At 68.7% G+C, this 6,550-nt stretch carries 5 protein-coding genes; 1 reads left to right on the plus strand and 4 read right to left on the minus strand.

Annotated elements, in window-relative coordinates; all coding sequences use genetic code 11:
* Positions 1-117 precede the first annotated feature (117 nt).
* From acnD to prpB, 4 genes are all read right to left on the minus strand, one after another.
* Positions 118-2,736: a Fe/S-dependent 2-methylisocitrate dehydratase AcnD gene (gene acnD / locus QMX80_RS17740; RefSeq protein WP_282278497.1), complete on the minus strand. Its 2,619-nt coding sequence runs from the start codon at positions 2,734-2,736 to the stop codon at positions 118-120.
* A 147-nt stretch (positions 2,737-2,883) separates the two neighbouring features.
* Positions 2,884-4,044 (minus strand): 2-methylcitrate synthase, encoded by a 1,161-nt coding sequence (gene prpC, locus QMX80_RS17745; RefSeq protein ID WP_055764225.1) that lies wholly within the window; start codon positions 4,042-4,044, stop codon positions 2,884-2,886.
* Positions 4,045-4,068: 24 nt separating this feature from the next.
* Positions 4,069-4,668, minus strand: coding sequence for a DUF1003 domain-containing protein (locus tag QMX80_RS17750; protein ID WP_055764222.1), 600 nt, complete (start codon positions 4,666-4,668; stop codon positions 4,069-4,071).
* Between the two features lie 31 nt (positions 4,669-4,699).
* Entirely contained in the window at positions 4,700-5,587 is an 888-nt protein-coding gene (prpB, locus tag QMX80_RS17755) for a methylisocitrate lyase (protein ID WP_055764219.1), read from the minus strand.
* Between the two features lie 113 nt (positions 5,588-5,700).
* Here prpB and QMX80_RS17760 point away from each other — a divergent pair.
* Positions 5,701-6,550: citrate synthase (locus tag QMX80_RS17760; RefSeq protein ID WP_282278502.1), on the plus strand; the 850-nt coding region annotated here is incomplete at its 3' end.

Genomic DNA, 6,550 nt, shown 5'->3' on the forward strand with positions numbered 1-6,550 from the left:
CCGCCACGCATGTAGGGGGCGGTAATGCGCTGCGGGGGAGCATGGCTCGGCGGGAGGGGGGACATCGAAACGATTCCTTGCAATGGAAGACGGCCCGTTGCCGGGCCGTCGAAAACATCAGGCGGTCTGCGAAGCGTCAAGGAAATCCTGCGCGAAGCGCTGCAGCACGCCGCCGGCCTCGTAGATGGCCACTTCTTCGTCCGAATCCAGGCGGCAGGTCACCGGCACCTCGACGGTGCCGCCGTCGCGGCGGTGGATGCGCAGGGTCAGGTCGGCGCGCGGGGTGCGCTGCCCGACCACGTCGAAGGTCTCGGTGCCATCGATGCCCAGCGTGTGGCGGTCGGTGCCCGGCTTGAACTCCAGCGGCAGCACGCCCATGCCGATCAGGTTGGTACGGTGGATGCGCTCGAAGCCCTCGGCGACGATGGCTTCCACGCCCGCCAGGCGCACGCCCTTGGCCGCCCAGTCGCGCGAGCTGCCCTGGCCGTAGTCGGCGCCGGCGATGATGATCAGCGGCTGCTTGCGCTCCATGTAGGTCTCGATCGCTTCCCACATGCGCATGACCTTGCCTTCCGGCTCCACGCGCGCCAGCGAGCCCTGCTTCACGCTGCCATCGTCGTTGCGCACCATCTCGTTGAACAGCTTCGGGTTGGCGAAGGTGGCGCGCTGCGCGGTGAGGTGGTCGCCGCGGTGGGTGGCGTAGGAATTGAAGTCCTCTTCCGGCAGGCCCATCTTCGCCAGGTATTCGCCGGCGGCGCTGGAACGCAGGATGGCGTTGGACGGCGACAGGTGGTCGGTGGTGATGTTGTCCGGCAGCACCGCCAGCGCGCGCATGCCGCGCATGGTGCGTTCGCCGGCCAGCGCGCCCTCCCAGTACGGCGGGCGGCGGATGTAGGTGCTGCGCGGCCGCCAGTCGTACAGCGGGCTGACCTTGCCGCCATGCTCGACGCGCACGTTGAACATCGGGTTGTAGACGCGGCGGAACTGCTCCGGCTTGACCGAGGCTTTCACTACCGCATCGATCTCGGCATCGGACGGCCAGATGTCCTTCAGGCGCACTTCGTTGCCGTCGGCATCGATGCCCAGCACGTCCTTTTCGATGTCGAAGCGCACCGTGCCGGCGATGGCGTAGGCGATGACCAGCGGCGGCGAGGCCAGGAACGCCTGCTTGGCATACGGGTGGATGCGGCCGTCGAAGTTGCGGTTGCCCGACAGCACGGCGGTGGCGTACAGGTCGCGGTCGATGATCTCCTGCTGGATCGCCGGGTCGAGCGCGCCGCTCATGCCATTGCAGGTGGTGCAGGCGAAGGCGACGATGCCGAAGCCCAGCTTCTCCAGCTCCGGCAGCAGGCCGGCTTCCTCCAGGTACAGCTGCACCGCCTTGGAACCGGGCGCCAGCGAGGACTTCACCCACGGCTTGCGCACCAGGCCGCGCGCGTTGGCGTTGCGCGCCAGCAGGCCGGCGGCGATCACGTTGCGCGGGTTGGAGGTATTGGTGCAGCTGGTGATGGCGGCGATGATCACCGCGCCATCGGGCATCAGGCCCTGCGCTTCCTCGCCCTTGCCGCTCTCCAGCTTGGCTTCGTCCGCGATGCCGCGCTCGGCCAGGTCCGACACCGGCAGGCGGCGATGCGGGTTGCTCGGGCCGGCCATGTTGCGCACGACCGTGGACAGGTCGAACTCGAGCACGCGCTCGTACTGTGCGGTGGCCAGCGCGTCGGCCCACAGGCCGGCGGTCTTCGCGTAGTTCTCCACCAGCGCCACCTGTGCTTCCTCGCGACCGGTCAGGCGCAGGTAGTCCAGGGTCTGCTGGTCGATGTAGAACATCGCCGCGGTCGCGCCGTATTCCGGGCACATGTTGGAGATGGTGGCGCGGTCGCCGATGGTCAGCGCCGCGGCGCCCTCGCCGAAGAATTCCAGCCAGGCGCCAACCACGCGCTCTTTGCGCAGGAATTCGGTCAGCGCCAGCACCACGTCGGTGGCGGTGATGTTGGGCTGCGGCCTGCCGGTCAGCTTGACGCCGACGATGTCGGGCAGGCGCATCCACGACGCGCGGCCGAGCATCACGTTCTCCGCTTCCAGTCCGCCGACGCCGATGGCGATGACGCCCAGCGCGTCCACATGCGGGGTATGCGAGTCGGTGCCGACGCAGGTATCCGGGAAGGCGACGCCGTCCTGCTGGTAGATCACCGGCGACATCTTCTCCAGGTTGATCTGGTGCATGATGCCGTTGCCCGGCGGGATCACGTCCACGTTCTCGAAGGCCAGCTTGGTCCAGTCGATGAAGTGGAAGCGGTCCTCGTTGCGGCGATCCTCGATGGCGCGGTTCTTCTCGAACGCCTGCGGGTCGAAACCACCGCACTCCACCGCCAGCGAGTGGTCGACGATCAGCTGCACCGGCACCACCGGATTGACCTTGGCCGGGTCGCCGCCCTTCTCGGCGATGGCATCGCGCAGGCCTGCCAGGTCGACCAGCGCGGTCTGGCCGAGGATGTCGTGGCAGACCACGCGTGCCGGGAACCAGGGGAAATCGAGGTCACGCCTGCGCTCGATCAGCTGCCTGAGCGAATCGGCGAGCGTGGCCGGATCGCAGCGGCGCACCAGGTTCTCGGCCAGCACGCGCGAGGTGTACGGCAGGGTGGCCCAGGCGCCGGGAGCGATTGCGTCGACCGCTTCGTGGGCGTCGAAATAGTCCAGCGCGGTGCCGGGAAGATGCTTGCGGTAATCGGTGTTCATGGCTGGCCTGTGAGTCTCTGGGCTTGCGGGAGGGGCGGCATCGACACGCCCGTGCTTCGCGGTGATCGCCGGCTTCCCGGCGGGGAGCGGCAGGGGCCGGCTCCCCGTGAAGGCGCCCTCTCCCCGCAGGGAGAAGGCGCCGGCGCATCAGGCGCGCTTGTCGAGCGGCACGAAGGCCTGGTCTTCCGGGCCGGTGTAGTTGGCGCTCGGGCGGATGATCTTGCCGTCGATGCGCTGCTCGATGATGTGCGCGCTCCAGCCGGCGGTGCGGGCGATCACGAACAGCGGCGTGAACATGGCGGTCGGCACGCCCATCATGTGGTAGCTGACGGCGCTGAACCAGTCCAGGTTCGGGAACATCTTCTTGATATCCCACATCACCGATTCCAGGCGTTCGGCGATGTCGTACATCTTCATGTTCTGCTGCTCGGCCGACAGCTCGCGCGCCACTTCCTTGATCACCTTGTTGCGCGGATCGGACACGGTGTAGACCGGGTGGCCGAAGCCGATGACCACTTCCTTGCGTTCCACGCGCGCCTTGATGTCGGCCTCGGCCTCGTCCGGCGTCTCGTAGCGCTTCTGCACTTCGAAGGCGACTTCGTTGGCGCCGCCGTGCTTGGGCCCACGCAGCGCGCCGATGCCGCCGGTGATGGCGCTGTGCATGTCGCTGCCGGTGCCGGCGATGACGCGGCAGGCGAAGGTGGAGGCGTTGAATTCGTGCTCGGCGTACAGGATCAGCGAGGTGTGCATCGCCTTGACCCACGACTCGCGCGGCTGCTCGCCGTGCAGCAGGTGCAGGAAGTGGCCACCGATGGAGTCGTCGTCGGTCTCCACGTCGATGACACGGCCGTTGTGGCTCCAGTGGTACCAGTACAGCAGCATCGAGCCGAGGCAGGCCATCAGCTTGTCGGCGATGTCGCGCGCGCCCGGGTGGTTGTGGTCGTCCTTCTCCGGCGACACGCAGCCCAGCACCGAGACGCCGGTGCGCATCACGTCCATCGGGTGCGCCGACGGCGGTAGCTCCTCCAGCGCGGCCTTGACCGCGGCCGGGATGCCGCGCAGCGACTTCAGCTTGGCCTTGTAGGCGCGCAGTTCGGCCTTGTTGGGCAGCTTGCCGTGCACCAGCAGGTGGGCGATTTCCTCGAACTCGCTGGTATTGGCCAGGTCCAGGATGTCGTAGCCGCGGTAATGCAGGTCGTTGCCGCTGCGGCCGACGGTGCACAGCGCGGTGTTGCCGGCGGCGGTGCCGGACAGGGCGACGGACTTCTTGGGCTTGAAGCCGGGCGTGGCGGTGGTCTGTTCTGACATGGTCTTCTGCCTCCGTGGGAAGGATTAGGGTTGTTTCTGCCTGCCGTCGCCGGGCGCCGCGGTGGCGCATTCCAGCAATCGCTGCAGCATTTCTATCTGGCGGTTCTGCTGTTCGACCAGCAGCGCCCATTCGTGGGAGCGCAGCACGTCCAGCTTCTCGTGGATCTGCAGTACTTCCAGTTCCGATTTCACGTTGACCTGATAGTCGTTCTCGGCATGCATGCGGTCCACCGCCGCCTGCCGGTTCTGGCTCATCATGATGATCGGCGCCTGCACCGCGGCCAGGCACGACAGCACCAGGTTGAGCAGGATGTAGGGGTAGGGATCGAACGCCCTGGCCAGCAGGAAGCTGTTGACGATCATCCACACCACCAGCACCACGCCGAAGCACATGATGAAGGTCCAGCTGCCACCAACCGCGGCGACGCGGTCGGCGACCCGCTCTCCGAGGGTGCGGGACTCGTGCAGCTCGCGCCGCACGTTGCGCGAGACCCGCCCGCCGGAAATGAAGCGCTCGACCACCACCCGTTCTTCCGGCGTCAACTGCTCCAGCTCGCGTTGCAGCAGGCGCCGCGCGGCATCGCGGCGGTCGACACGGGTGCTGTGGGAGGAGGTCGTCGCCATGGCGGGAATCAGGTGGCCGCAGGGACGGCCATCATGCGCCCTTCTGCGCGAACACCTTGTCCAGCTGCGCCTCGAAGGCGTGGTAGCCGATGCGGTCGTACAGCTCCTCGCGGGTCTGCATGGCGTCCACCACGTTGCGCTGGTGGCCGTCGCGGCGGATCGCCTCGTACACATTCTCGGCGGCCTTGTTGGCGGCGCGGAACGCCGACAGGGGGAACAGCTGGATGGCGACGCCGGCCGAGGCCAGTTCGTCGCGGCTGAACAGCGGCGTGGCGCCGAACTCGGTGATGTTGGCCAGCACCGGCACCTTCACCGCGTCGGCGAAGCGCTTGTAGGTCGGCAGGTCGTAGGCGGCCTCGGCGAAGATGCCGTCGGCGCCGGCCTCGACGCAGGCGATGGCGCGCTCGATGGCCGCGTCCACGCCTTCCATCTGGATCGCGTCGGTACGGGCGATCAGGAAGAAGTCCGGGTCGGTCTTCGCATCGGCCGCGGCCTTCACCCGGTCGACCATTTCGCCCTGCGACACGATCTCCTTGCCCGGGCGATGGCCGCAGCGCTTGGCGCCGACCTGGTCCTCGATGTGGCAGGCGGCGGCGCCGGCCTTGATCAGCGACTTCACCGTGCGCGCGATGTTGAACGCGCTCGGGCCGAAGCCGGTGTCGATGTCCACCATCAGCGGCAGGTCGCACACATCGGTGATGCGGCGCACGTCGATCAGCACGTCTTCCAGGGTGTTGATGCCCAGGTCCGGCAGGCCCAGCGAGCCGGCCGCGACGCCGCCGCCGGACAGGTAGATGGCCTTGTAGCCGGCGCGTTTGGCGAGCAGCGCGTGGTTGGCGTTGATCGCGCCGATCACCTGCAGGGGCTTCTCGGCGGCCAGGGCGGCGCGGAAGGCGGCGCCGGCGGAGGAAAGGGACATGGCGGGACTCCTGGTCTGGCGGCGGCGAAAGGGCCGTTCCGCGATGGCGCACAATCTGGCACCATCCAGAGCATTGATCAATCTTGATTCAATAAATCAACATATTGAACGCCATGACCGAACCCACCGAACCGGAACTGATCCCCGCCAGCGACGCCTGCGCCCTGCTCGGCATCAGCCCGGCCACGCTCTATGCCTATGTCAGCCGCGGCCAGCTCAGTTCGCGGCCCGGTCCGGACCCGCGCAGCCGCGTCTACCTGCGCGCCGAGGTGGAACGGCTGGCGCAACGCAAGCGCGCCGGCCGCGGCGCCGAACGCGGCGCGGCGCAGAGCCTGGACCGCGGCCTGCCGGTGCTGGAGACGCGGATCTCGCTGATCCGCCCGGACGCGCCGTATTACCGCGGCCGCTCGGCGGTGGCGGCGGCGCGCGCCGGCGCCACGCTGGAGGACATCGCGCGGCTGCTGTGGGAATGCGAGGAACAGGATCCGTTCGCCGTGCCGCCGCCCCCGGCCTGGCCGGAACGCGTGGCGGCGCTGGCGCTGGATACCGCGCTGCCACCGCTGGAACGCACCATGGCCTGCATCCCGCTGCTGGCGCTGGAACAGCGGCAGTCGCTCAATGCCGCCGCGCCGGTGCGGCGCGAAGTGGCGGCGACGCTGCTGCGACAGAACGCCGCGCTGCTGGTCGGCGTCCAGCCCGACGCGCGGCCGGTGCATCGCCTGCTCGCCGACGCGTGGCGGCCCGGCGATGCCGGCTTCGCCGGGCTGGTGCGCTCGGCGCTGGTGCTGTGCGCCGACCACGAATTGAACGTATCCGCGTTCGCCGCGCGCGTGGTCGCCTCCACCGGCGCGCACCTGCACGCCACCGTCAGCGCGGGCCTGGCCGCACTGTCCGGCCCGCGCCACGGCGGCGCCACCGCACGCGCGCATGCCCTGCTGCTCGACGCGGAGGCCAGCGGCGCGC

Origin of the sequence: Stenotrophomonas sp. PS02297 (assembly GCF_029959705.1) — a bacterium.
Lineage (GTDB): Bacteria > Pseudomonadota > Gammaproteobacteria > Xanthomonadales > Xanthomonadaceae > Stenotrophomonas > Stenotrophomonas nitritireducens.

Coding starts and splice junctions, on each gene's coding strand:
- acnD (WP_282278497.1), bottom strand. CDS start 2,736: ATGAACACCGATTACCGCAAGCATCTTCCCGGCACCGCGCTGGACTAT.
- prpC (WP_055764225.1), bottom strand. CDS start 4,044: ATGTCAGAACAGACCACCGCCACGCCCGGCTTCAAGCCCAAGAAGTCC.
- QMX80_RS17750 (WP_055764222.1), bottom strand. CDS start 4,668: ATGGCGACGACCTCCTCCCACAGCACCCGTGTCGACCGCCGCGATGCC.
- prpB (WP_055764219.1), bottom strand. CDS start 5,587: ATGTCCCTTTCCTCCGCCGGCGCCGCCTTCCGCGCCGCCCTGGCCGCC.